Source organism: Microbacterium sp. nov. GSS16 (assembly GCF_028198145.1).
Taxonomy (GTDB): Bacteria; Actinomycetota; Actinomycetes; order Actinomycetales; family Microbacteriaceae; genus Microbacterium.
Genome location: NZ_CP116338.1, coordinates 1233092 through 1257324, shown reverse-complemented (window position 1 = coordinate 1257324; position 24233 = coordinate 1233092). Strand labels below are relative to the sequence as shown.

At 70.3% G+C, this 24233-nt stretch carries 25 protein-coding genes; 15 read left to right on the top strand and 10 right to left on the bottom strand.

The annotated features are described in order from the left end of the window. Positions 1-20: 20 nt before the first annotated feature. The 5 genes from PGB26_RS05780 (at position 21) to radA (ending at position 4214) form a co-directional block, all read left to right on the top strand. Positions 21-425, top strand: coding sequence for a TOBE domain-containing protein (locus PGB26_RS05780; RefSeq protein ID WP_271639386.1), 405 nt, complete (start codon positions 21-23; stop codon positions 423-425). Then, positions 422-1219: a molybdate ABC transporter substrate-binding protein gene (modA, locus tag PGB26_RS05775; RefSeq protein WP_271639385.1), complete on the top strand. Its 798-nt coding sequence runs from the start codon at positions 422-424 to the stop codon at positions 1217-1219. Before PGB26_RS05780 ends, modA begins: the two co-directional genes overlap by 4 nt. 53 nt (positions 1220-1272) lie before the next feature. Continuing rightward, positions 1273-2076 carry an ABC transporter permease gene (locus PGB26_RS05770; RefSeq protein ID WP_271639609.1) on the top strand — a complete coding sequence of 268 codons (804 nt, stop codon included), beginning with the start codon at positions 1273-1275 and terminating at the stop codon, positions 2074-2076. Then, positions 2073-2780 carry an ATP-binding cassette domain-containing protein gene (locus PGB26_RS05765; protein ID WP_271639384.1) on the top strand — a complete coding sequence of 236 codons (708 nt, stop codon included), beginning with the start codon at positions 2073-2075 and terminating at the stop codon, positions 2778-2780. Before PGB26_RS05770 ends, PGB26_RS05765 begins: the two co-directional genes overlap by 4 nt. Before the next feature lie 66 nt (positions 2781-2846). Further along, positions 2847-4214, top strand: a complete 1368-nt coding sequence (gene radA / locus PGB26_RS05760; RefSeq protein ID WP_271639383.1) for a DNA repair protein RadA — start codon at positions 2847-2849, stop codon at positions 4212-4214. Between the two features lie 7 nt (positions 4215-4221). Here radA and PGB26_RS05755 read toward each other — a convergent pair whose 3' ends face one another. The 3 genes from PGB26_RS05755 to PGB26_RS05745 form a co-directional block, all read right to left on the bottom strand. Beyond that, positions 4222-4632 carry a dehydrogenase gene (locus tag PGB26_RS05755; protein ID WP_271639382.1) on the bottom strand — a complete coding sequence of 137 codons (411 nt, stop codon included), beginning with the start codon at positions 4630-4632 and terminating at the stop codon, positions 4222-4224. Positions 4633-4867: 235 nt separating this feature from the next. Beyond that, entirely contained in the window at positions 4868-5512 is a 645-nt protein-coding gene (locus PGB26_RS05750) for a hypothetical protein (RefSeq protein WP_271639381.1), read from the bottom strand. Positions 5513-5521: 9 nt separating this feature from the next. Then, on the bottom strand, positions 5522-6025 hold the full coding sequence (locus PGB26_RS05745; RefSeq protein WP_271639380.1) for an amino-acid N-acetyltransferase: 504 nt from the start codon (positions 6023-6025) through the stop codon (positions 5522-5524). An 84-nt stretch (positions 6026-6109) separates the two neighbouring features. Between PGB26_RS05745 and PGB26_RS05740 the strand changes: the two genes are divergently transcribed. Next, positions 6110-6325 carry a hypothetical protein gene (locus tag PGB26_RS05740; RefSeq protein ID WP_442923012.1) on the top strand — a complete coding sequence of 72 codons (216 nt, stop codon included), beginning with the start codon at positions 6110-6112 and terminating at the stop codon, positions 6323-6325. A gap of 63 nt (positions 6326-6388) precedes the next feature. On the opposite strand, the gene PGB26_RS05735 is transcribed toward PGB26_RS05740, so the two are convergent. Next, positions 6389-8908, bottom strand: a complete 2520-nt coding sequence (locus tag PGB26_RS05735; RefSeq protein ID WP_271639379.1) for an ATP-dependent Clp protease ATP-binding subunit — start codon at positions 8906-8908, stop codon at positions 6389-6391. A 217-nt stretch (positions 8909-9125) separates the two neighbouring features. Here PGB26_RS05735 and PGB26_RS05730 point away from each other — a divergent pair, with 217 nt between their 5' ends. The 4 genes from PGB26_RS05730 to PGB26_RS05715 all read left to right on the top strand — a co-directional run bounded on the left by PGB26_RS05730 (position 9126) and on the right by PGB26_RS05715 (position 12401). After that, positions 9126-9749 (top strand): hypothetical protein, encoded by a 624-nt coding sequence (locus tag PGB26_RS05730; protein WP_271639378.1) that lies wholly within the window; start codon positions 9126-9128, stop codon positions 9747-9749. Next, positions 9749-10495: a hypothetical protein gene (locus PGB26_RS05725; protein WP_271639377.1), complete on the top strand. Its 747-nt coding sequence runs from the start codon at positions 9749-9751 to the stop codon at positions 10493-10495. The genes PGB26_RS05730 and PGB26_RS05725 overlap by 1 nt, the downstream gene beginning before the upstream one ends. Further along, on the top strand, positions 10492-10731 hold the full coding sequence (locus PGB26_RS05720) for a helix-turn-helix domain-containing protein (protein ID WP_271639376.1): 240 nt from the start codon (positions 10492-10494) through the stop codon (positions 10729-10731). Before PGB26_RS05725 ends, PGB26_RS05720 begins: the two co-directional genes overlap by 4 nt. Before the next feature lie 242 nt (positions 10732-10973). Then, on the top strand, positions 10974-12401 hold the full coding sequence (locus tag PGB26_RS05715; RefSeq protein ID WP_271639375.1) for a dicarboxylate/amino acid:cation symporter: 1428 nt from the start codon (positions 10974-10976) through the stop codon (positions 12399-12401). A 154-nt stretch (positions 12402-12555) separates the two neighbouring features. Here PGB26_RS05715 and PGB26_RS05710 read toward each other — a convergent pair whose 3' ends face one another. Further along, the gene (locus PGB26_RS05710; protein WP_271639374.1) at positions 12556-12846 is read right to left on the bottom strand and encodes a MerR family transcriptional regulator; all 291 of its coding nucleotides are present in this window, start codon (positions 12844-12846) and stop codon (positions 12556-12558) included. 127 nt (positions 12847-12973) lie between these two features. On the opposite strand from PGB26_RS05710, the gene PGB26_RS05705 reads away from it, so the two are divergent. Further along, complete coding sequence (locus PGB26_RS05705) at positions 12974-13396, top strand: Hsp20/alpha crystallin family protein (RefSeq protein ID WP_271639373.1); 423 nt, start codon at positions 12974-12976, stop codon at positions 13394-13396. A 62-nt stretch (positions 13397-13458) separates the two neighbouring features. Next, a complete protein-coding gene (locus tag PGB26_RS05700; RefSeq protein WP_271639372.1) occupies positions 13459-13674 on the top strand; it encodes a DUF2795 domain-containing protein in 216 nt (71 codons plus the stop codon). 112 nt (positions 13675-13786) lie between these two features. Here the strand turns inward: PGB26_RS05700 and PGB26_RS05695 are convergent, their stop codons facing one another. Further along, positions 13787-15481, bottom strand: a complete 1695-nt coding sequence (locus tag PGB26_RS05695; protein ID WP_271639371.1) for a cation:proton antiporter — start codon at positions 15479-15481, stop codon at positions 13787-13789. Positions 15482-15552: 71 nt separating this feature from the next. Here PGB26_RS05695 and PGB26_RS05690 point away from each other — a divergent pair, with 71 nt between their 5' ends. Then, positions 15553-16596, top strand: coding sequence for an LLM class flavin-dependent oxidoreductase (locus tag PGB26_RS05690; RefSeq protein ID WP_271639608.1), 1044 nt, complete (start codon positions 15553-15555; stop codon positions 16594-16596). A gap of 509 nt (positions 16597-17105) precedes the next feature. Beyond that, positions 17106-18044 (top strand): endonuclease domain-containing protein, encoded by a 939-nt coding sequence (locus tag PGB26_RS05685; RefSeq protein ID WP_271639370.1) that lies wholly within the window; start codon positions 17106-17108, stop codon positions 18042-18044. Positions 18045-18360: 316 nt separating this feature from the next. Here PGB26_RS05685 and pheA read toward each other — a convergent pair whose 3' ends face one another. Continuing rightward, positions 18361-19302, bottom strand: coding sequence for a prephenate dehydratase (pheA, locus tag PGB26_RS05680; RefSeq protein ID WP_271639369.1), 942 nt, complete (start codon positions 19300-19302; stop codon positions 18361-18363). 123 nt (positions 19303-19425) lie between these two features. Between pheA and pgm the strand changes: the two genes are divergently transcribed. Further along, on the top strand, positions 19426-21069 hold the full coding sequence (gene pgm, locus PGB26_RS05675; protein ID WP_271639368.1) for a phosphoglucomutase (alpha-D-glucose-1,6-bisphosphate-dependent): 1644 nt from the start codon (positions 19426-19428) through the stop codon (positions 21067-21069). Positions 21070-21260: 191 nt separating this feature from the next. Here the strand turns inward: pgm and PGB26_RS05670 are convergent, their stop codons facing one another. Genes PGB26_RS05670 through PGB26_RS05660 form a run of 3 tightly spaced genes read right to left on the bottom strand, consistent with a single transcriptional unit; the run spans position 21261 to position 24205 of the window. Next, on the bottom strand, positions 21261-22373 hold the full coding sequence (locus PGB26_RS05670; RefSeq protein ID WP_271639367.1) for a glycerate kinase: 1113 nt from the start codon (positions 22371-22373) through the stop codon (positions 21261-21263). Continuing rightward, a complete protein-coding gene (locus PGB26_RS05665; RefSeq protein WP_271639366.1) occupies positions 22370-23395 on the bottom strand; it encodes a LacI family DNA-binding transcriptional regulator in 1026 nt (341 codons plus the stop codon). The genes PGB26_RS05670 and PGB26_RS05665 overlap by 4 nt, the downstream gene beginning before the upstream one ends. Positions 23396-23404: 9 nt before the next feature. Then, the gene (locus PGB26_RS05660; RefSeq protein ID WP_271639365.1) at positions 23405-24205 is read right to left on the bottom strand and encodes a sugar phosphate isomerase/epimerase family protein; all 801 of its coding nucleotides are present in this window, start codon (positions 24203-24205) and stop codon (positions 23405-23407) included. Positions 24206-24233: the final 28 nt, after the last annotated feature.

Genomic DNA, 24233 nt, shown 5'->3' with positions numbered 1-24233 from the left:
CCGACATCTAGGCTCAGGCCATGACCTCATATCGAATCGCTGACGCCGCCCGCCTGCTCGGCGTGAGCGACGACACGGTGCGGCGCTGGATCGACCACGGCGCACTGCCGGTCACAGGGGATTCCCCCGCCCGCATCCCGGGCGCCGCCCTCGCCGAGCACGCCCAGCGCCTGGCCGACGCCCCCGGCGACGACGCCGACCTGCTCTCCAGCGCGCGCAACCGCTTCACCGGACTCGTCACGCGCGTGCAGATCGACGGCGTGATGGCTCAGGTCGACATCCAGGCAGGTCCCCACCGGGTCGTGTCGCTGCTGTCGGCCGAGGCTGCACGGCAGCTCGACCTGCAGCCCGGCTCGCTCGCCTCGGCCGTGATCAAGGCGACCAACGTGATCGTCGAGACGCCGCCGAAGGAGGCGCTGCGGTGAGGCTGCGATGGGTCGGCGTCGCCGCTCTGGCTGCGGCGCTGGTGCTCACCGGGTGCACGTCAGCCGCGTCCCGCTCCGACGGGAATGCTTCGAACGGGAAGAGCTCCGACTCGGGCGGCGAGCAGCAAGGCCCCACCGGCGAAGTGACGGTGTTCGCCGCCGCGTCGCTGCGCACCGCGTTCGATGAGATCGCCGAGTCGTTCGAGCAGCAGTACCCGGGCGTCACCGTGAACCCAATCGTGTACGAGGGCTCGAGCACACTCGTGACCCAGCTGCAGGAGGGCGCACGGGCCGACGTGCTCGCCACCGCCGACGAGCGCAGCATGACCGCGCTGGTCGACAGCGGACTCGCCGCCGGCCCGCAGCTCTTCGCCACCAACACGCTGGTCGTGGCGGTTCCCGCCGGCAACCCGGGGGGTGTCGAGACACTGGCCGATCTCGCAGATGCCGTGACCGTGCTCTGCGCGCCGCAGGTGCCGTGCGGAGTGGCGAGCCAGACGCTTCTCGAGGCGGCCGGAGTAGCGGTGACGCCGGCGAGCCAGGAGCAGAACGTCACCGCCGTGCTGCAGAAGATCGCCGCCGGCGAGGCGGATGCCGGGCTCGTCTACGCCACCGATGTGATCGGCGACGACGCCGTGCAGAGCTTCGTGCCCCAGGGCGCCGACGAGGTCGTCAACCGCTACCCGATCGTCGCGCTCGACGACGCCGACGAGACCGGCGAGCTCTTCGCCGACTTCGTGCGCGGGCCGGACGGGCAGCGGATCCTGCAGCGGCTCGGGTTCGGGGCGCCGTGACCGTCGACGCCGGTCCCGCGGCCTCCCGTCGCGCTGCCGTTCGGCGCAGCGGCATCCGCGACACCGGCACGGGCACGCCGTTCACGCTGATCGCCCCGGCGGTGCTCGGGGTGGCGCTGCTGATCCTGCCGCTGCTGGCACTGATCACCAGGGCGTCTTGGGCGACGCTGTGGCAGGACATCACCTCACCTGTCGCCGTCGACGCGCTGCGGCTGTCGCTCGTCAGCGGCCTGGCGGCCACGTCCGTGTGCCTGGTGCTCGGCCTTCCGCTGGCGCTGCTGATGGCGAGGTCGGGCCCTCGCACGTCGGCGCTGCTGCGCGCGCTCGTCGCCGTGCCCCTCGTGCTGCCGCCGATGGTCGGCGGGGTGGCGCTGCTGTTCCTGTTCGGCAGGACGAGTCCGGTCGGACGGATGCTGTCGGGTGCCTTCGACGTGACTCTGCCGTTCACCCCGGCGGCGGTGGTGCTCGCGCAGGCGTTCGTCGCCCTGCCCTTCCTCGTGCTCGCCGCGGAGGGCACCATCCGCAGCGTCGGCGGCCGGTACGAGCGCACCGCGGCGACGCTGGGCGCCCGCCCCTGGCGAGTGCTGTGGCGGGTGACGCTGCCGCTCGCGGCGCCCGGGATCGTGGTCGGCGTGATCCTGTGCTTCGCGCGGGCCATCGGCGAGTTCGGCGCCACGGCACTGTTCGCCGGCAACGCCCCCGGCGTCACGCAGACCATGCCACTGGCGATCTACACGGCCTTCAACGGAGCGGGCACCGGCCGCGAGACGGCGGTCGCGCTGTCGATCCTGCTGCTCGCGACCGCGGTCGTGGTGCTGCTGCTCGTGCGCGCCTGGCGACCGGGTGCGCTGAAGTGACCGGCACACTCGACGCGCATGTGGTCGTCGACCACGCCGGCCTCGACGTGCGGCTGACGCTGCGCCCGGGTGAGGTGCTGGCGGTGATGGGTCCGAGCGGGGCCGGCAAGACTACGCTGCTGGATGCCGTCGCCGGCCTCACCCGTCTTGACGGCGGGCACGTCGACATCGGCGGCGATCGGCTGGCGGATGCTTCGCGGCACACTCCCCCATCGCGGCGCGCGATCGGTCTGCTCGGCCAGGACCCGCTGCTGTTTCCGCACATGACCGCCGTTGCCAACATCGCGTTCGCCGCCCGTTCGGCCGGCTCGTCGCGCGCCGATGCGCTCGCGATGGCCGAGGAGTGGATGCCGCGGATCGGCCTGCCCGACCTGGGCGGCCGCCGACCCGACCAGCTCTCCGGCGGTCAGCGTCAGCGCGTCGCGCTGGCCCGCGCCCTCGCGGCGCGCCCGCGGCTGCTGCTGCTGGATGAGCCGTTCAGCTCGCTCGACGTGCTCGCCGCCGCGCAGCTGCGCGAGGTCGTCCGCGAGCAGCTGCACGGCACCACGACGATCGTCGTCTCGCACACCGTCGCCGATGCGCACGCCCTCGCCGACCGCCTGCTCATCCTCGAGCACGGGCGCATCTCCCAAGAGGGCGTGCTCGATGAGGTACTGTCGGCGCCGGACACCCCGTTCGCTCAGGCGGTCGCTGCCTCGCAGTGAGCCCGGGCACACCGGTCGGGCACGGTCGAAGGCCGTGGTGTCGGATGCCGAGGATACCCTTGCTGCATGGCCACCCGCAGACCCGCCCCTCCCGCTTTCGTGTGCTCGGAATGCGGCTGGACGACGGCGAAGTGGGTCGGCCGGTGCGGCGAGTGCCAGCAGTGGGGCACGGTGCAGGAGCAGGGAGCGAAGACGGGGCTGGTGCGGCAGACCGAGGCCGTCGCGCCGTCCGCGAGCCGCGCCGCGCGGCCGATCACGCAGATCACGACCGCCGACGCGCCGCGGCGCAGCAGCGGGGTCGGCGAGTTCGACCGTGTGCTGGGCGGCGGCATCGTGCCCGGCGCAGCGATCCTGCTGAGCGGCGAGCCGGGTGTCGGCAAGTCCACGCTGCTGCTGGAGGTGGCGGCATCCACCGCGCGCACCGGCCGTCGCGTGCTGTACGCGAGCGCCGAAGAATCACCGGCCCAGGTGCGCCTGCGCGCCGAGCGCACGAATGCGCTGCACGACGAGCTGTACCTCGCCAGCGAGACCGACCTCGCCACGATCCTCGGTCACATCGACGACGTGAAGCCCGACCTGGTGATCGTCGACTCGGTGCAGACGGTGGCGTCGGGCCTCATCGACGGCGCAGCCGGTCAGCCGAGTCAGGTGCGCGAGGTCGCGGCGACCCTCATCAGGGTCGCGAAAGACCGCGGGCTGCCGGTGATCATCGTCGGACACGTGACCAAGGACGGTCAGGTCGCAGGCCCCCGGGTGCTCGAGCACCTGGTCGACGTGGTGTGCCACTTCGAGGGCGACCGGCAGACGGCGCTGCGGTTCATCCGAGCGCTGAAGAACCGCTTCGGCCCGACGGATGAGGTCGGATGCTTCGAGATGACCGGCGCGGGCATCGCCGAGGTGCCCGACCCGAGCGGGCTGTTCCTCTCCCAGGGCGCAGCAGAGCCCGGCACCTGCGTGGCGATCGCGCTGGAGGGTCGGCGCGCTCTGCCGGTCGAGGTGCAGGCGCTGACGATCGAGTCGAACGCCCCGAACCCCCGTCGCGTGGTGCACGGCCTGGATGCATCCAGGGTGGCGATGGTGCTGGCGATCCTCGAGCGGCGCGCGGGCATCGCGACGTCGAAGCTCGATGTGTACGTGTCGACCGTCGGCGGCGTGCGCTTCACCGAGCCGGCGGCCGATCTGGCCATCGCCGTCGCCGTGGCGGGGTCGATCCGGCAGTGGTCTGTGCCGCGAACGGTCGCCGCGGTGGGCGAGCTGTCGCTGGCGGGCGAGATCCGCCCGGTGACCCAGGCGACGCAGCGCCGAGGCGAGGCCGCGCGGCTCGGGTACCAGCAGGTGGTCGACGACCGGTCGAAGACGCTGCGCTCGGCGCTGACCGACATCCGCTCGCGCGCCACCGACCGTCGCCCCGAGGCGTCGATCCCGCCGTTCTGACGGCGGCTCAGGCTTCGAGCGCCTTGAGCAGCTCTGCCGGCGGCGCCTGCATCGGGTGCGGGCCTGCGATGTCGAGGAAGACGGTCGTGATGGTGTCGCGGTGCGTGCCCAGGAACGACTTCAGCCAGGTCGGCGAGTAGATACCCACCCCGGGCGGCAGGTTGGCGGGCTTGTGCTTGGCGTCGCTGAACAGCAGAAGCGCGACGTCGCCGGTGCTCGCGTCGCGGTACGTCCACACCTCGCCGCTGTCGAGCGGGTTGTCGCGGGCACCGGGCTTGATCAGCGGAACGACCGTGTTGCCGTTGCGGAGCGCGAGGGCGACGGCCGCCATGTCCTGCTTCTCGAGCGCCTGAGCCAGAGCCTCAGAGCGGAAGTCCTCGGGTGCGGGGCGCTTGCTGCCTGACTTCTTCTTCGCCATGACACCAGCCTAAGAGTGGGGCCCTCTCGAGTCCTCCATTGGGGACTGGGGAACTCGAGAGGGCCCTCCGGCTCTCGGTCGCGGCGATTGTCGAAGCGCTGGGGACGCTGGTGTCGACACCACTGGGGATGGCTTGCCGCAACAGAACTGAGAACCTGGCCTCTATGGTATCCCAAAATATCGTCCATGTCAGCCACTCATCGGGGATAAGTTCGAGGCCGCAACGACTTTTCGCTCAGCGCAACAGGATCTGCTTGGGCGTCTCGCTGGCGAAACCGCCGATCGACACGGCGACATGATACGAGGCTCCACCGCCCGGTGCGCGCGGGCGGTTCTGCTCTTCACAGGTGTCGGTCGATGAGCGCGTGCGATCCCACACGACCGGCGATGCACTGGGTACCGAAGACCCGGCCGCGAGCGTCACGATCATGTCGCTCGACTCCGACTGGCAGTCCGTAGAACGCCACCACACGTCGTCTCCGCTGCTCACCGTGAAGATCTGCGTGCTCGAGCCCACATTCAGCGTGCAGTCCCGCGTGCCGGTGTTGGCGAGCAGGATCGACAGCTGCGGCAGCGCTTCGGCGGGGTATGCGTCGGCGTCGGTGACGGCGGTGACGGTCACGTCCTCCGCGGTGCACGCCGCGATGCCGGGGGTCTCGGAGGGGTCGGGGCTCGCATCGGGAGACGCGCTGGGGCTCTCGGTCGGGGTCGCCGGCGCCGCGCCATCCGGAGTGGGGGTCCGGTCGGCCGGAGCCGAGGCCGACCACGGCTGCGCGATCGCGAGCCACACACCCCCGCCGACTGCGACGAGCACGAGAACGAGCAGCAGCAGCACCGCGAGCCGGCGGCGACGGTAGACGGCGGCAGACTGGCGGGGCATGAGTCCAGGCTAATTCAGGTGCTTGATCATCCTCGTGTTGCCGAGCGTGTTCGGCTTGACGTGGGCCAGATCCAGAAACTCCTCCACGCCCGCGTCGCCGCTGCGCAGCAGCTGCGAATAAACGTCGGCATCGACCACCTGCTCGCCGATGGGCTCGAAGCCGCGTCGCGAGAAGAACTCGGTCTCGAAGGTCAGGCAGAAGAGCCGGGTGAGCCCGAGCTGGCGGGCGCGGTGCTCGAGGTCGGTGACGATCGCGCGACCGACGCCGTGGCGCAGGTAGTCGTCGCGCACGAGAAGGGTGCGCACTTCGCCCAGGTCCTCCCACATCACGTGCAGGGCACCGCAGCCGATCAGCTGACCATCAGCTTCGGCGACGACGAACTCCTGCACGGCGCCGTAGAGCACGGCGAGGTCCTTGCCGAGCAGGATGCGCTGATCGACCATCGGCTCCAGCAGAGAGTGGATGCCGATCACATCGGTGCTGCGGGCGGGGCGGACGAGGAAGTCTGGCACGGGTCCACACTAGAGCGAGCCCCCTGCAGGTAATCCGCATGACCGCTGGGAGTCGCGCTCCTTGTCTGGTTGCCTGGCATCTGGTTGCCTGGCATCGACCTGCGCGACGCCGACGTCGAGACCGATCTCAGCACGGCCGAGGGCCGCCAGTCGGCCGCCGCCGCGGCGATCGCGAACCTGCTGATCTGGCTGACCGGGGTCGAGAACACGCACCTGGCCGGACAGGTCATCTACGACGACAGCGGGGCGGATGCCACGCTGCGCGGCGACGACATCTGGTCGTGGAACGACGCACGCTGATCTGTTCACGCAGAAGGGGGCGGATGCCATCGGCATCCGCCCCCTTTCTCGTCTCAGCTGTCGTCAGCCCGCAGCGATCTCCGGGGTGGTGGAGATGCCGCCGCCGGTGTTGACGCCGACCGACACCTTTTCGCCGCGCGGCGCGTGCTCGAACGCGAACTTGCCGTCGACGACGTCGACCTTCACGTGGTCGCCGGTGTTCAGCTGGCCGTGCAGGATGCGCTCGGAGAGCTGGTCCTCGATCTCGCGCTGCATGGCGCGACGCAGCGGACGCGCACCGAGGGCGGGGTCGAATCCGATGTCGATGAGCTTGTCCTTCGCGGCATCCGACAGCTCGACGGTCATGTCGCGGTCGAGCAGGCGGTCGCCGAGCTGCTTGGTGAACAGGCCCACGATCTGGCGCAGCTCGTCCTTGTTCAGCTGCGGGAAGACGATGATGTCGTCGAGGCGGTTGAGGAACTCGGGCTTGAAGTGGCGCTTGAGCTCTTCGTCGACCTTGCCCTTCATCCGCTCGTACGTCGTCTGCGAGTTGCCCTCGATCTGGAACCCGACCGGGCCACCGGCGATCGCCGACGAGCCGAGGTTGGTCGTCATGATGATCACGGTGTTCTTGAAGTCGACGATGCGTCCCTGACCGTCGGTCAGGCGACCCTCTTCGAGGATCTGCAGCAGCGAGTTGAAGATGTCGGGGTGGGCCTTCTCGATCTCGTCGAACAGCACGACCGAGAACGGCTTGCGGCGCACCTTCTCGGTGAGCTGGCCGCCCTCTTCGAATCCGACGAATCCGGGAGGGGCTCCGAACAGACGCGACACGGTGTGCTTCTCACCGAACTCGCTCATGTCGAGCGAGATGAGAGCTGCCTCGTCGTCGAAGAGGAACTCGGCGAGGGCCTTGGCGAGCTCGGTCTTTCCGACGCCGGTGGGGCCGGCGAAGATGAACGAGCCGCTGGGGCGCTTCGGGTCCTTGAGGCCGGCGCGCTGGCGGCGGATCGTGCGGCTGAGCGCGGCGATCGCCTCTTCCTGGCCGATGACGCGCTGGTGCAGCGCCTTTTCCATGAAGACGAGTCGGCTCGACTCCTCCTCGGTGAGCTTGAAGACCGGGATGCCGGTGGCCTGGGCGAGCACCTCGGCGATCAGGCCCTCGTCGACGACCGCCTGAGTGGCGACATCGCCCGAGCGCCACTGCTTCTCGAGGCGCAGCCGCTCACCGAGCAGCTCCTTCTCCTGGTCGCGCAGCGACGCGGCCTTCTCGAAGTCCTGCTCTTCGGAGGCTGCCTCCTTGTCCTGACGGACCTTGGCGATCTTCTCGTCGAACTCGCGCAGCTCGGGCGGCGACGACAGGATGCTGAGGCGCAGGCGGGCGCCTGCCTCATCGATCAGGTCGATCGCCTTGTCGGGCAGGAAGCGATCGGAGACGTAGCGGTCGGCGAGGTTCGCCGCGGCGACGATCGCGCCGTCGGTGATCTGCACCTTGTGGTGCGCCTCGTAGCGGTCGCGCAGCCCCTTGAGGATGTTGATCGCGTGCGGCAGCGTCGGCTCGTTCACCTGAACGGGCTGGAAACGACGCTCGAGCGCGGCATCCTTCTCGAAGTACTTGCGGTACTCGTCGAGGGTCGTGGCGCCGATCGTCTGCAGCTCGCCGCGCGCGAGGAGCGGCTTGAGGATGGATGCCGCGTCGATCGCGCCCTCCGCGGCGCCCGCGCCCACGAGGGTGTGGATCTCGTCGATGAAGACGATGATGTCGCCGCGGGTGCGGATCTCCTTGGTGACCTTCTTCAGGCGCTCCTCGAAGTCGCCGCGGTAGCGGGAGCCGGCGATGAGCGAGCCGAGGTCGAGCGAGTAGAGCTGCTTGTCCTTGAGCGTCTCGGGGACGTTGCCCTTGACGATCGCCTGGGCGAGGCCCTCGACGACGGCGGTCTTGCCGACGCCCGGCTCGCCGATGAGGACGGGGTTGTTCTTCGAGCGGCGCGAGAGGATCTGCATGACCCGCTCGGCCTCCTTCTCACGGCCGATCACCGGGTCGAGCTTGCCGTCGCGGGCAGCCTGGGTGAGGTTGCGGCCGAACTGGTCGAGCACCTGCGAGCCGCCCTGGGCGGCCTGCTGGTTCTCGTTGGTGGTCGCGCCGACCGAAGCCGTCTCGCGGCCGGGCGCTCCGGAGAGCAGCTGGATGACCTGCTGGCGGACCTTGTTGAGGTCGGCGCCGAGCTTGACGAGCACCTGAGCGGCGACGCCCTCGCCCTCGCGGATGAGGCCGAGCAGGATGTGCTCGGTGCCGATGTAGTTGTGGCCGAGCTGCAGCGCTTCGCGCAGGCTCAGCTCGAGCACCTTCTTGGCGCGCGGGGTGAAGGGGATGTGGCCGGTCGGCTGCTGCTGACCCTGGCCGATGATGTCCTGCACCTGCTCGCGCACCGCGTCGAGGGAGATGCCGAGGCTTTCGAGGGCCTTGGCGGCGACACCCTCACCCTCGTGGATGAGGCCGAGCAGGATGTGCTCGGTGCCGATGTAGTTGTGGTTGAGCATCTTCGCCTCTTCTTGGGCGAGGACGACGACTCGGCGGGCTCGGTCGGTGAATCTCTCGAACATGCTGTGACTCCTTTTCGCGCGGGGCGAAGCGGCGGTGGCGCCGTGTACATCGAGAGTAACGACCGCGGCGGGGTGGAACGGTCGTGTTCGCCGTCGGCATACGCTCCCCCATTCGCCGGGAAGGGAGCGGGGTGTCCTTCCGTTCTTGACATGCTTATCGACTGTCATTAAGTTATCGAAAGCCGATAACAACGACTATCGATATGTGGGGGCAGATATGAAGATCACCGACGGCGCTCCGGCGGAGCGCACGCTGAGCAGGGGCGACACGGTCAGCCTCGCGTTGTTCGTCATCGCGGGGGTGGCGATCGCAGCATGGACAGTGTGGAACGTCAGCGTGCGCATCGCCGAGCTGGTGGGCGGCGGTGCGATCGACGTCCTGGTGCAGTTCCTCGACACGACGGCGGATGCCCGGATCGGCGACACGACCCTTCCGGTCGAGCTGGATCAGGGTGTCATCGCCGTCGAGGGGCTCGACGGGATCGGTGTGGTTGCCGGCGTCCTCGGCCAGGTCGCCTTCGGCACGACGGTGGTCGTCGTCGTGGCCTGCCTGATCGCGCTGAGCCGCAACATCCTGCGCGGGCGGGTGTTCGGCAAGGGGAACACGCGGCTGGCCGCGATCGGCGGCGCAGTCGGTCTGATCGGAGCCGCCGCGGCGCACTTCTTCGACAACATGCTCGCGAACGCCGCGATGGCTCATGCGATCGATGGCCCGTTCGACACGGCGGTGATCTCGGTCGAGCCGTTCACCTTCGTGCTCGCCGCCTTCGCACTGGCCGTGGTCGGTTCGGTGTTCGTCGTCGGCGACCGGCTGCAGCGCGAGGCCGAGGGGCTGGTCTAATGGGCGTCGCAGTGTGGTCGCTGGCGGCGGTGTTCGTCGTCGTCGCGCTAGGCGTCGTCGTCGCGTTCGCTCGTGCGGGCGGGCGGCGGCGTGGTGAGTCCTCGGTCATTCGCGTGACCTTCTGGGTCGCACTGCTGTGGGCGGGTATCGCGATCATCGGCGCGCTCGTGACCGCCGTCTCGACGCTGGTGCAGAACGCCGTGCAGATCACCGTACCCACGGCCGCGTACTGGCCGACTCTGCCGGAGGGCGCCTTCGTCGAGGGCGCGAGCGCGACGCGAATCAGCGGCGGCTTCACCGCTGCCGACGTGGTGGTCGAGGGCCTGAGCGTGGGAGCGCGGGTGTGCTGGGCGATCGGTCAGGCGCTGTGGTGGCTGGTGCCGGGCGCCGTCGCGGCCATGGTGGCCCTGTCGTGCTTCCAGCTGCTGCGGGGACGCGCTTTCGCGCCGGTGTTGTCTCGGATGTCTATGGTGACGGCGGTCGTAGTCAGCCTCGGCGGCATCGGCGCGCAGGTGCTGTCTGATATCGCGGGAAGCATGGCGTCGTCCGAGCTTCTCGAGTACTCCGGCGGTGGCTACGAGAAGGTTGCCGGCATCGACGACGTGCTGGATGCCTGGTGGCCCGACCCTGTATTCAGCGTCACCCTTCCGTTCTGGCCGATCGCGGCCGGGCTGGCGTTCGCCGCCCTCGCGGTGATCCTGCGCAACGGAACTCGACTGCAGCGCGAGACGGAGGGGCTGGTATGACGCCGGCAGGGGCGGATGACGAGTTTACGGGCATCCATTGCCGCCTGGATGAACTGCTCGTCGAGCGCGGGATGACGCTGACCGAGTTGAGCGCTCGGGTGGGGGTGAGCATCGTGAACCTGTCGGTGCTGAAGAACGATCGGGCGCGGGCGATCAGGTACTCGACGCTGCGGGCGGTGTGCGACGCGCTCGAGTGCGAGGTGGGGGACCTGCTGGTGCTGGCTCCGCGCGGGTGAGTGGGTGCTGGCTCATCCGCGATTGCGTCCGGCGGGTACGTCGGCGTTTCGACTCGCTTCGCTCGCTGAACGACCGGGAGGGTGTCCGCTCTGCGACCGGGCGGTGTGGGCGGAGCGACCGCGGCCCGGGCCGGGGGGACCCGGCCCCGTCATGCTTCGTCACACATATTCGCGGGAATACAGCGATCCGCTTAGCGTTTACCCCACACGACGCGCACTCCGCGCAGACAATTGGAGTCCCTTTGAGCACCTCTTCTTCCACCGCGCGCGCCCAGAAGGCGCCAGACACCCGGGGCCCGGTCCGCAAGCTGCTGACATCCTTCGGGTTCCAGATCATCGCCGCCCTCATCCTGGGCATCGGCGTCGGCCTGATCGCCGTCTCGCTCGGCGCGAGCGGCACCAACCCGACGGTACTGTCCGACACGCTCGACCGCATCGGCAGCTCGTACGTCACGCTGCTGAAGGCGGCCGTGGTGCCGCTGATCTTCACGGCGATCGTCGCGAGCATCTCCAACCTGCGCCGCGTGCAGAACGCCGCGCGCCTCGCGGGTCAGACGATCCTCTGGTTCGGCATCACCGCGTTCATCGCCGTGATCATCGGCATCACGCTCGGCCTGGTCATCCAGCCCGGCGCGAAGGCGGGGGCGGGCCTCGAGACGGGCGACCCGTACACGGTCGGCACCTGGTGGAACTTCCTGCTCGGTCTGATCCCGCAGAACTTCCTCGGCCTGTCCGTGTCGACGGGCCCCGGTCCCGTCGAGGGCACACTCGTGTCGAGCGTGAACTTCAACATCCTGCAGGTCATCGTGGTGGCCGCGGTCGTGGGAATCGCCGCCCTCAGGGCCGGCCGCAAGGCCGAGCCGTTCCTCGCCTTCACCGAGTCGCTGCTCAAGGTCATCCAGCGCGTGCTGTGGTGGATCATCCGCATCGCCCCGATCGGTACTTTCGGCCTCATCGGCTCGGCCGTCGTCAAGTACGGCTGGGACAAGCTGACCTCGCTCGCGTGGTTCGCCGCGGCGATCTACATCGGCCTCGCCCTGGTGATCTTCGTGGTCTACCCGATCCTCGTGAAGACCCACGGTCTGTCGATCAAGCAGTACTTCTCGGGCGTCTGGCCCGCCGTGCAGCTGGCCTTCGTCAGCCGCTCGTCGATCGGCACCCTGCCGCTCACGCAGCGCGTCACCGAGCGCAACCTCGGCGTGCCCCGCGGCTACGCGTCGTTCGCCGTGCCGCTCGGTGCGACCACCAAGATGGACGGCTGCGCCGCCATCTACCCGGCGATCTCGGCGATTTTCGTGGCCCAGTTCTTCGACATTCAGCTGAGCTTCATCCAGTACCTGCTGATCGTGATCGTCTCGGTCGTCGGCTCGGCCGCCACCGCCGGAACCACAGGCGCGGTCGTGATGCTCACCCTCACCCTGTCGACCCTGGGCCTGCCGCTCGAGGGCGTCGGACTGCTGCTCGCCATCGACCCGATCCTCGACATGGGCCGCACCGCGGTGAACGTCGCGGGCCAGGCCCTCGTGCCGGCCATCGTCGCTAAGCGCGAGGGCATCCTCGACGAGGAGCTCTACAACGCCCCCCGCAACGGCCTGCCGTTCGCGGAAGACATCGACGACGCGGATGCCCCGGAGCCGGACACCACGAAGGAGCCGGCCGGCGCACGCTGACCCGCTGCATCGACGAGAGCGCTCCACCCCTTTCTCCGGGGCGGAGCGCTTTCGGCATCCGGATGCCGAAAAACAGGCGACCCGGATGCCCGGGCGCAGCCAGCTCCAACGGCTGCGCGCATCCGGCGAGGCATCGTTCTCGCGCCAGCCGAGGTCAGCGTTCCCGACGCTCCTGCTCGAGCTCGCGACGCAGCTCGCCGTTCTCGTCCTCCAGATCGAGGACGCGCCCGATGCCGGCGAGGTTCACCCCGGCATCCCGCAGCTCGGCCACCCGGCGAAGGCGATCGATGTCGTCGTCGCTGTACCGCCTCGTGCCGCCGTCGCTGCGGAACGGGGTGAGCAGTCCGCGCCGCTCGTACAGCCGCAGCGTCGCCTCGGGGACGTCGGCGAGATCGGCCGCCACGGCGATCCCGTACAGCGGAGTTGCGGCGTCACGCTCGGTCATCTGGCATCCGTTCCGGGTACTTGAAATCTGTCGAACTGGGCGCTATAAATATACAGCAACGGATGCAGATTCCCTGCATTGCACCGCAGAGCCGCCGACCGGCGGCCCATAGTGAGAGGAGAACACCATGGCCATGACCCTCGATCCGATCAGTCAGCTCGATCGATTCGCCGCGAGCGTGCTGGACTCCGTACGCGCCCCGCGCGTGATGCCCGTCGACCTCTGCCGCGACGGCGACCGCTATGTCTTGCATGCCGACATCCCGGGCGCCGACCCCGGCTCGATCGACGTCGATCTCGACGGCTCGCAGCTGTCGATCCGCGCGCAGCGCACCGCCGACACCGGCGAAGGCATGCGCTGGATCGCCCGCGAGCGCGGCACCGGAACCTACTTCCGCCAGTTCACGCTCGGCGACGGTGTCGACCTCGAGCGCATCAGCGCCTCGTACGACAGCGGCGTGCTCACGGTGATCATCCCGGTCAGCGAGCGTGCCAAGCCGCGCCGCATCCGGGTCGAGTCGACCGACACCCCCGAGGCGATCAGCGCCTGATTCGCACAGTGGGGAGCGCCCGGTCAGGGCGCTCCCCACTCCGATCCGGAAAGGAATGTGTCATGTCCCCGTCCCCCGCCCTCCGACGGTTCCTCGCCGAGATGGAATTCCCCGCCACGAAGGACGACCTGCTGCGCGAAGCCGTCCGCGACGGACTCGACAGCGCCGACATCGCCGCTCTCGAGCGACTCCGCGACCACAGCTTCAGCGCCCGCTGGCAGATCGTCGGCGCTCTGCGCCTGGCACGGCCACCGGCCGACGCGCTCGTGGCGGCCTGACCACGAGCGGCCTCACCCCGTTCGGTAGCCGCCGTTCGGTCTGACGCCGCTCGTGCGCCACGCAGCGCTCGCGCGTCCGTTGCCTCGTCGGCGACGCTGCTCGACGCCCGTTTCAGGTGCGCAGCGCCATCCGGGTGTCGAGCGCGAGTTCTTCGGCATCCATTGCGGCGATCAGCTCGTGCATGACCTCCTCGCTGAGGTTGCCGGCGCGTCGCTCTTCGAGCAGCAGGTCGCGACGCGCCGACAGCCACCCCTTGGCCATCGCCGCGAACTGCTCGGGCGAGGGGCGTGCCGGCCCCTCGTCCGCCCGGCCGGGTCCGGCCTGCATGCGCACCAGGCGCTCGGCGTACGCGTCGAACGCCGGCAGCTGATCCTCGCCGTACTCCTGCGCCCACGCGCGCCTCGCTTCGCGCAGGTAGGCCTTGCCGACCTCGCGGCTGCGTTCGCGCACGGACTCCAGCTGCCTGGCATCCTCCCGCGCCTCCTCGTCATCGACGACACCCAGCACCCGGATCAGCCAGGGCAGCGTCAGCCCCTGCAGCAGCAGCGTGCCGACGGTCACGACGAACGCGACCACGACGATCGCGTGGGAGGCGACCGCGTCGAGGCCCGCGAGATCGGCGGCGGCGAGCGCCGTCGCCAGCGTCACCACCCCGCGCATGCCCGCCCACGAGACCACGGCGTGGTCGCGCCACGAGAGTCGGGTCTCGGTCAGTCGGCGACGCAGCTGATCCTCGGTGAGCGGATGCCGGTGGCCCGGGCCGTCGGCAATGGGTAGCACCTTCTTCGCGGCGGACATCTTCTCCCATCGGCGCAGCCGGAACTTCGTCCAGCGCTGCCCCCATGCGCCCGCCGGATACACGAAGAGCGGCCGCACGAGCAGCACCGCCACCAGCACGACCACCGCGAGCAGCACGATCGTGTCGCCCTCGCCGTCTTTCAGCTCTCCGACCACCCGCGGCAGCTGCAGCCCGATGTACGCGAACACGAACGACTCCAGCAGGAAGTCGGCCGAGAGCCACAGCGGCGCCTCCTGCTGCCTGGTCGCATAGCTCGTCTTGGGCGCGTTGAACCCGACGAACAGGCCCATCGCGACCACGGCCAGCACTCCCGATCCGAGCAGCTGCTCCGCGATCGCGTAGGCGCCGAACGGGGCGAGCAGGCCGAACGTGCCGTTGACGACCGGGTCGTCCACGCGCATCCGCAGCTGGTGCAGCACGATCCCGAACACCAGCCCGACAGCTATTCCGACCATCACGGCGAGCGCGAACTGCCAGATGCCGTCCCAGAGCGATACCGTCGCTCCGGCGACGATCGCCGCGAACGCCCGGAACATCGTCAGCGACGTGGCGTCGTTGATCAGGCTCTCCCCAGAAAGCACGGTCATCACGCGACGCGGCAGGCCAAGACGACGCCCGATGGAGGCTGCCGACACGGCATCCGGTGGTGCGACGATCGCACCCAGCAGCAGCGCTCCCGGCAGAGTCAGTGCGGGCATGATCCACCACGCCAGCACGCCGACCACGACAGCGGTGACGACGACGAGGCCGACCCCCAGCCGCCGGATCTGCGGTATCGCCCTGCGGAAGCTCAGGAACGACACGTCGAGCGCCGCCGAGTAGAGCAGCGGCGGCAGGACGACGTTGAGCAGCACGTGCCCGTCGATCGCGACATCCGGCACGAAGGGCAGGAAGGATGCCAGCAGCGCGACCACCGTGACGAGCAGAGGCGCCGGCCATCCGCGGCGACGGGCCACCGCTGCGACCGCGACGGCGCCGACGACGATGAAGAAGATGCTGGACTCCATTCCAGGAAGAGTACGCCTGCGATGCGCGAGCGGAGGAATGCGGGCGCGCCCACCGACGTTGTCGTCTGATGATGACTACTCCCGCGCTCTCCGTCCTCGATCTCGTACCTGTCCGCACCGGCCAGACCAGCGCGCAGGCCGTCGCATCGTCGATGGCACTCGCGCAGCACGCCGACGAGCTCGGACTCACCCGCTTCTGGTTCGCCGAGCATCACAACATGCCGTCGGTTGCCTCGACCAGCCCGCCCGTTCTGATCGCCGCCGCCGCGGCGCGCACGCAGCGCATTCGCGTCGGCTCGGGCGGCGTCATGCTGCCCAACCACGCGCCGCTGATCGTCGCCGAGCAGTTCGCCGCGCTCGAAGCGCTCGCCCCGGGTCGCATCGATCTCGGCATCGGGCGTGCGCCGGGCAGCGACCCCGTGATCACGCATCTGCTGCGCCAGTCGGGCACCACCGGAGACGTCGAGCGCTTCCCCTCCCACGTACAGGACATCGCCGCCATGCTGCAGTCCGACGGCGCGACGGTGCGCTTCACCAGCGGCGGCGAATACGGCGTGAAGGCGACGCCCGCGGCATCCGGATCCCCGACGATCTGGCTGCTGGGCTCGAGCGACTACTCCGCTCAGCTGGCCGCCGCGCAGGGGCTGCCCTACGTGTTCGCGAACCACTTCGCGGGAGTGGGGCTCGAGCGCGCCCTCGACCTGTACCGCTCGCAGTTCCGCCCCTCCGAGACCCTCGACGCGCCACTCACCTTCCTCACGGCGAACGTGGTGGCGGCCCCTTCGGCCGATGAGGCTTCGGAACGCGCCCTGCCGCAGCTGCGCGCGATGGCGCGGCTGCGCGCCAACAAGCCGATGAGGCCGCTCGAGACGGTCGAAGAGGCCCAGCGCGGTCTCGCCGAGCATCCGGATGCCCAGGAGCAGACCCTCATCGACGCGATGCGTCAGCGCTGGCTGATCGGCGAGGGCGGCGAGGTGCGCGCGGCTCTGGCCGCGTTCGCCACGCAGCACGGCGTCGACGAGATCATGGTCTCGCCGGTGGCGGGAGCCTACGACGGCGAGCCGCTCGACTCGGCCGCCGGCCGAGCGCAGACCCTCGACCTGCTGGTGGCGTAGGCGCGCCACCCAGTCAGAGATGCATTCCTCCGGCACGGACACCTTCGCGCCGGCATGATCCATCCCGGGCTCGTGGTCACGCGGCACCGGGGATGGATTCGTCTGGCCCGCACGGGCTGACGGCGCACTTTTCCATCCCGGGCTCGTGGTCACGCGGCACCGGGGATGGATTCGTCTGGCCCGCACGGGCTGGCAACGCACTTTTCCATCTCCGGCTCGTGGTCACGCGGCACCGGAGATGGATTCGTCTGGCCCGCACGGGCTGACGGCGCACTTTTCCATCTCCGGCTCGTGGTCACGCGGCACCGGGGATGGATTCGTCTGTCCCGCACGGGCTGACGGCGCACTTTTCCATCCCGCCCCGACCCTGCGGTGGCGACGGCGTTCGCGTCGGCAGGCACATCCCGTCGACACGACTGCTCCTGCACAGCAGATCGCGGGGGCTCTCTCGCCCACAGGGAGCGGAGATCGTCGCTCGCCCCTGGGGCGCGCTCGGCCATCATGGCCGGATGCACCACCGGAAGACACTGCCCGCCGCGCTCGGTGTCCACTTCGCGTTGCGCGACGCCACGGCCGCGGGCGTCGGCAAGTGGCGCGCCAGCGCACCCGACCTCGCCCGCCCCTTCAACGGCGTGCGCGCGCCCGCCGAGCCGGAGACCTTCCTGCAGAACGTCGCGTGCTACCGCCCGCGGATGCGCCCGCACCACCGCCTCGTGGGCAGGTCCGCCATGCGGGTGTGGGGTATCCCGCACCCGGACCCCTGGCAGCCGAAGACCGAGAAGAAGCCGCGGGAACCGATAGAGATCGCGGTTCCGCGGAATGCGACTCCACCCAGAACCGCCGGCGTCACGGGACGCCGACTGAATGAGGATCGCGCCTCGACCTGGACGGTTCGCGGCGTGCGGACGGTCGATCCCGTCGCTGCGCTGATCACGACAGCGCACGAGCTGAGCCTCGAGGCTGCGGTGATCGCCATCGATGCGATCATCACCCGCTCTCTCAATTACCCGGGTCTGGAACCAGGACGCCCTCTCGTCACTCGCAGTGAGATCGCGATACGGGTCGACTGCTGGGGGTGGTTCACAGGGCGCGACACGGTGCGCACGGCGCTTGCACTCGCCCGAGACGGCGTCGAGTCGCCGAAAGAGACGGAAACTCGACTCATGCTCGTGCGCCACGGCTTGCCGGAGCCGCACGTTCAGCACGACGTGTTCGACGGGCACAGGCGGATCGCTCGGGTCGACCTGGCCTATCCCGAGGCGAAGATCGCGATCGAGTACGAAGGCGATGGGCACCGCACGAGCCAGGAGCAGTGGCGTCGCGACATCCAGCGACAGCGCGAACTCGAAGCCCTCGGCTGGATCGTCATGCGCCTGACCCAGGTGGATCTCGATGATCCGGATGCGTTGATCACCCGCGTCCGCGCCGCGCTGGCATCTCGCCGCTGAACGTCAGACGCCCTGGGATGCTTTTGGTCGGTTCGGGATGTCCGCCGCCGCACTTATGCATCCCGGCTGTCGCGGGTGCTGAGGCGGAGATGGGAAAGTGCGGTGCAAGCGGTGCTACGCCAGACTTACCCATCCCAGGCGGGGCAGATCCGTCCCAGCCCGGGACACGCGCCGAGCTGGGGATGGGAAAGTGCGGTGCGGGCGAGACCACGCCCCACTTTTGCATCCCAACCGATGCCGCGAAGCCGCAGCGCACCGCGCGACACCGGCCCTCGGGCCGCCGAGCGAGCGAGGCCGTCGGCCAGGCCGCGGCGACCTACGCCTCGGGCTCGCCGTGCAGCAGGGCGCGCAGCCAGTCGCGGGCCTCGACGAACACGCCGTCGGCGTACCGCTCGGGGTAGTGCACGATCCGGCGGTCGGCGCGGGGGTACGAGCCGAGGAAGACGACGCGCGGGCTGAACCGGCGGATGCCCAGCAGAGCGTCGGCCATGCGCTCGTCGTAGGCGTGCCCGTCGGCATCCACCACGAAGCGGTACCGGCCGAGAGCGTCGCCGACCGGACGCGACTGCAGCAGCGACAGGTTGATGCCGCGGGTCGAGAACTGCTCGAGCATGTCGAGCAGCGCGCCGGGGCGGTCGTCGGGCAGCTCGACGATCAGCGAGGTCTTGTCGGCCCCGGTCGGCTCGCCCGGCGGGGTGGGCTTCGACACGAGCACGAAGCGCGTCACGGCGTTGTCGTTGTCGCCGATCTGCTCGGCGAGCACCTCGACGTCGTGGTGCTGCACGATCCCGGGGGCGGCGATAGCGGCCTGAGCGGGCGACGATCCGTCGAGCACGCCGAGGATGGATGCCACGTTGCTCGCCGCCGGAACATGAGCGTGCCGGGGCAGGTGCTCGCCGAGCCAGCTGTGGCACTGCGCGTAGGCGACCGGATGCGCGGCGATGACCTCGACGTCCTCCAGCCGCACGCCGGGCTTGCCCACGAGCACGAAGTTCACCTTCACCAGGTACTCGCCGATGATGCGCAGCCCCGGCAGCGTGGCGAGCGCATCGAGCGTGGTGGACACCCCGCCCTCGACGGAGTTCTCGATCGCGATCATCGCCGCGTGGCTGCGGCCCTCGAGCACGTCGGCGAGCGCCTCGCCGACGTTGTGCACGGGCTTCCACTCGTGACCGCGGGCCTCGGGCACCTGGTCGAGCGCTGCTTCGGTGAAGGTTCCTGCGGGGCCCAGATAGCTGTAGGTGCGGCGTTCGATCACCTGGTAAGCCTAGCCCCGCAGGTCACCGGGCCCTCGAGCCGTTTCATTACCACGAACGCTCGGCTCACGGCATCCGCCCCCGGCCGAGGTGCGTGACCGCCCGAGGAGGGGCAGACTGTTCCCATGACGAGCCGAGCCGGCCTCCCTGCGGAGGAACAAGACCTCATCGACGTCGACGAGCTGATCGCCGCCTACTACGACCGCGTCCCCGACCCGTCCGTGGCCGCGCAGCGGGTCGCGTTCGGCACGAGCGGGCACCGCGGCTCCTCCCTCACGACGAGCTTCAACGAGCAGCACATCGTGGCCACCACGCAGGCCATCGTCGACTACCGCCGCGAGCAGGGCATCCGGGGTCCGCTCTTCCTCGGTCGCGACACGCATGCGCTGTCGCTGCCGGCAGAGCGCACCGCGATCGAGGTGCTGATCGGCAACGGCGTCGACGTGCGCGTCGACTCCCGCGACTCGTGGGTGCCCACGCCCGCGCTCAGCCATGCCATCCTCACCCACAACCGGGGGCGCGCCGTCGACGACCCCGACCGCGCCGACGGGATCGTCATCACCCCGAGCCACAACCCGCCCCGCGACGGCGGCTTCAAGTACAACCCGCCGCACGGCGGGCCGGCCGACACCGACGCGACGACGTGGATCGCGCAGCGCGCGAACGCCCTGATCGAGGCCGGTCTGGAGGGCGTCGAGCGGGTTCCGCACGCGGACATCGACGACGACACGATCGGCCAGTACGACTTCCGCGACGCGTACGTGCGCGACCTGCCCTCGATCATCGACATCGAGGCGATCAAGCGTGCGGGCGTGCGCATCGGCGCCGACCCGATGGGCGGCGCGTCGGTCGAGTACTGGCAGCTCATCAAGGACATGCACGGCATCGAGCTGACCGTCGTGAATCCCGAGGTCGACCCGACCTGGCGTTTCATGACCCTCGACTGGGACGAGAAGATCCGCATGGATCCGTCATCGCCCAGCGCGATGGCATCGCTCGTGGCGAAGCGCGGCGACTACGACGTGCTCACCGGTAACGATGCCGACGCCGACCGGCACGGCATCGTCACCTCCGACGCCGGGCTGATGAACCCGAACCACTACCTCGCCGTGGCGATCGACTACCTGTTCTCGCACCGCACCGAGTGGCCGCGCGACGCTGCGATCGGCAAGACCCTCGTGTCGTCGATGATCATCGACCGCGTGGCCGAGTCGCTCGGCCGTCGCCTGCTCGAGGTGCCGGTCGGGTTCAAGTGGTTCGTGCCCGGTCTGCTCGATGGCTCGGTCGCGTTCGGCGGCGAGGAGTCCGCCGGCGCGTCGTTCCTGCGTATGGACGGCACCGTGTGGTCGACCGACAAGGACGGCATCCTGCTCTGCCTGCTCGCCGCCGAGATCGTCGCGGTGACCGGCAAGACGCCGTCGGAGCGCTACCGAGAGCTCGAGCAGGCGTTCGGCTCGTCGGCCTACCAGCGGGTCGACGCCCCGGCGACGCCCGAGCAGAAGGCGACGCTGGGCAAGCTGGCGCCGGATGCCGTGAGCGCGACCGACCTGGCCGGCGAGCCCATCACGGCGAAGCTGTCGCATGCACCGGGCAACGGGGCGGCGATCGGCGGACTGAAGGTGCAGACCGAGCACGCGTGGTTCGCCGCGCGCCCCTCGGGCACGGAGGACGTCTACAAGCTGTACGCCGAGAGCCTCAAGGGTCCGGAGCACCTCGCGCAGGTGCAGGAGGAGGCTCGCACGGTCGTCAGCGCGGCGCTGGAGGGCTGAAGCCGACCTCCGTCGCGCTGCCGCACTCCCGCGCGGTTCGGATGCCGGTCAGCGCACGCGCGCGAGCCGGCTGCCGATCAGCGCACGCGCGTGAGCCGGATGCCGGTCAGCGCTCGAGCGTCAGTCGGATGCCGATCAGCGCACGCGCGGTTCGGATGCCGGTCAGCGCTCGCGCGCGAGCCGGATGCCCGTCAGGCGTCGCTCGCCGCGAGCGCCAGCTGCCGGCCGGCCTCGTGCAACCACCGCGCGGTGTCGGCCAGCGCGGCCGCGCTCGACCCGGCGAGCGCGGTGAGCGAGCGAGTGTGCGTGAACGGCGTGAGATCGGCATCCGGTGCGATCCGACCGGCGACGAGCAGCGCGTCGACACTCGCTTCTGCGGCGAGGGATGCCACGAACGACGGCACCTTGCCGTCGCCGGACTGCCCGTCGTAGGCGCCTTCGCCGGTCACGACGACGTCGGCCCCGGCGATGGCGTCGGCGAGGCCGATCAGGTGCGCGACCTCCGCAGCTCCCGGCAGCAGCGCGCCGCCCCAGGCGAGCAGCGCGGCGCCCACTCCGCCCGCGGCACCGGCGCCGGGGGTCTGCGGGTCGAGGTCGAGCAGGTCGGCGAGGCGCGCGAGACCGGCATCCGCCCGCTGCTGATCGGCGAGGTCGACCAGCCCCTTCTGCGGGCCGAACACCGCCGCCGCGCCGCGGGGGCCGGTGAGCGGGTTGGTCACGTCGGTGAGCACCCGCATCTCGGGAGCGGGGCGCAGGCGAGCAAGGTCGACCGAGGCGATGTCGCGCAGACCGCGCGCACCTGGCGCGACCTCCGTGCCGTCTGCGGCGAGGAAGCGTGCGCCGAGCGCGCGCAGCATGCCGGTGCCGCCGTCTGTCGACGCGCTTGAGCCGATGCCGAGCACCAGGCGTGAGACACCGTGGTCGAGTGCCGCCGCGATCGCCTGACCGAAGCCGCGGGAGTCGACATCCCAGGGGCGCAGGTCGTCGAGCAGCTCGATGCCCGACGTCGAGGCCATGTCGACGACAGCCGTGCCCTTCGGCGCTTCCGGCGTCGCCGGCAGCAGCAGCCAGGATGTCTCGACGGGATGCCCGGCAGGGCCGTCGACAGTGATCGGCATCCGCTCGGCGCCCGAAACCGCCGCGGCGAAGGCGGCGACGGTGCCCTCTCCCCCGTCTGCCATCGGGCGCAGCACCGCATCGGCGCTCGGATCTACCGACAGCCACGCGTCCGCCAGCACGCGGGCCGCATCCGCTGCGGCGATCGTGCCTTTGAAGCTGTCTGGGGCGAAGACCACCCGGGTCACGGGGCGACGCCCGGTGTGCTCTCGCGCACGATCACCTCGAGATCGGCGGGCGGCTGGGTCCACTCCGGGTCGACGACGGCGCGGAACGCCTGCTCGCCGAGGTCGCTCAGTGGCACGCGCACGGTCGTCAGCCGCGGGGTGACGTCGCTGCTGACCGGCACGTCGTCGAACCCGCACACGGCGATGTCCTCCCCCACGCGGCGGCCGGCGTCGCGAATGGCCGTCATCGCCCCGACGGCGATCACGTCGCTGAGCGCGAAGACGAGTGTGCCGGCATCCACCCCCTCGGCCAGGGCCTGCGCCATCGCCGCAGCTCCCGACTCGCGCTCGAAGGAGCCCCGGTGCACGCGGCCGACTTCACCGCCCCCGGCGGCGAACCCCACGGTGAAACCGGCGAGGCGATCGTCGGAGGTGCGCACGCCCTCGGCCGCGACGATGGCGGTCGCGCGACGGTAGCCGAGCCGCGCCATCTGAACGCCCAGCCGCTCCGCGCCACCGCGGTTGTCGATCAGGATGCTCCGGTCGCCGCCGTCACCGAAGGTGACGGTGCGCCCGCCCAGTGCGCGCAGCGCTGCCAGCTCGGCGATGCTCGACGCACCCTGGTTCTCGGCACGAGAGGCCGCGAGGATCACGCCGCGCGGGCGCTGACCGCGCAGCGCACGCAGGATGCGCACCTCGCGGTCAGCATCGCGTTCGGTGATCGCCACGGTGACGATGAGCCCCTCGGCGTCAGCCGAGCGGGCCACGCCCGAGGCGATCAGCCCGAAGTACGGGTCGGCGATGTCGGCGACGAGCAGCGCGATGGCCGCCGACGTGCCGCGCGCGGTGGCCTGCGCGGAGGCGTTGGCGGTGTAGCCGAGCTCGTCGGCGGCCTTCTCGACGCGCTCCCGGAACGACTCGGCGACCTTGCGCTCCGAGCCGTTCAGCACCCGGGAGGCGGTCGCGAGCGAGACGCCCGCCGCGCGTGCGACGTCGTGCAGCGTGGGCGGCGAGGTGCGCACAGACGCGGGGTCGGCGGTCATGGCCACAGCCTAGCGACGCCCGGCGTCCCGGCCCGTCGCCCGATCGGGCGACTCGACCGAGGGGTCGCGCCCGAGGAGGGCGAAGAGGGCGGCGGCCTCAGCAGGCAGCAGTGCCGGGTCGTCGTCGACGACGAACTCGAGCAGGGCGTCGCGCGGCGGCACCGGCTGCGCCGACGCCGTGGCGAAGAGCGGATGCCAGAGGCTCACCCGCTCAGCGAGACGCAGCCGCGTGTCGAACGGCCACCACGAGAACACGTGCACGGCGCTGGTGTGCGCGGCGACCTGCTCGAACTCGTGCAGCGCGACCTCGTCGGGCGCATCGACCGTGGGCTGCCAATACGTCGTCAGCCCCGGCACGTCGGCCAGCAGCCGCAGGGTGGCTGCCGGGGTGTCAGCGAGCGTGCGACGGTGGAACTCGAGTGCCAGCGCTATGCCGCGCTCCGACGCCTCGGCGACGGCATCCCTCAGCCTGGCGACGATCTGCGCGTAGTGCTGCGGACTCGCTTCGGCCGACCCCGTCCGTCCGGCCCAGATGCGCACCCGGTCGGCGGCCAGCGCGGAGGCGCTGTCGAGGATCGGCGTGAGCGCCTCATCTACTCCCGCTCTGAAGTAGGAGCCGTACGAGCACACCGCAAGACCGGCATCCGTCGTCGCCGCCGCGACCTCAGCCGCTCGCTCGGCATCGCCCGGCGGCACGTGCACGTCGCCGCCCCACTCGATCACCTTGAGACCGGCGGAAGCCGCCCGGAGGGCGACCTCCTCCGCGGCGAGCTGGCGGAAGGTCACCGAGCACAGTCCCGGTCTGATCATGCGCGCCTCCCCGATGGTGCCGACACCC